This is a genomic window from Crenobacter sp. CS_VA4 (assembly GCF_055597485.1).
Genome location: NZ_JBVMAE010000164.1, coordinates 1 through 251, shown reverse-complemented (window position 1 = coordinate 251; position 251 = coordinate 1). Strand labels below are relative to the sequence as shown.

Below are 251 nucleotides of genomic sequence, written 5' to 3'. Positions count from 1 at the left end.
AAAAACATCAGGGTCGGCCGCAAGCTTGGCCGGGTCATGCTGGTGATGCCGATTACCCGCATCAAGGAAGCTATCGACCTCGGCGGCGACCGAATCGGGCGGGCGAGGCCAGTGGATCTGCAGCTGTTGCTCTGCGCGGGTCATTTGCGCACGCCAGTCGCTGAGCAATTCCGGGAATGCGATGACGCTGCGCGGCATGCTGCGGCTATGCCTTTCCGCGTCCAGCATGTGTCGCAGCCACAGCAGCAAAC

1 protein-coding gene is annotated in these 251 nt (G+C 62.5%); it reads right to left on the bottom strand.

The annotated features are described in order from the left end of the window. Positions 1 to 228, bottom strand: a 228-nt coding sequence (locus ACZ2IA_RS23170) for a hypothetical protein (RefSeq protein ID WP_470294930.1), incomplete at its 3' end; no start/stop codon positions are given. Positions 229 to 251: the final 23 nt, after the last annotated feature.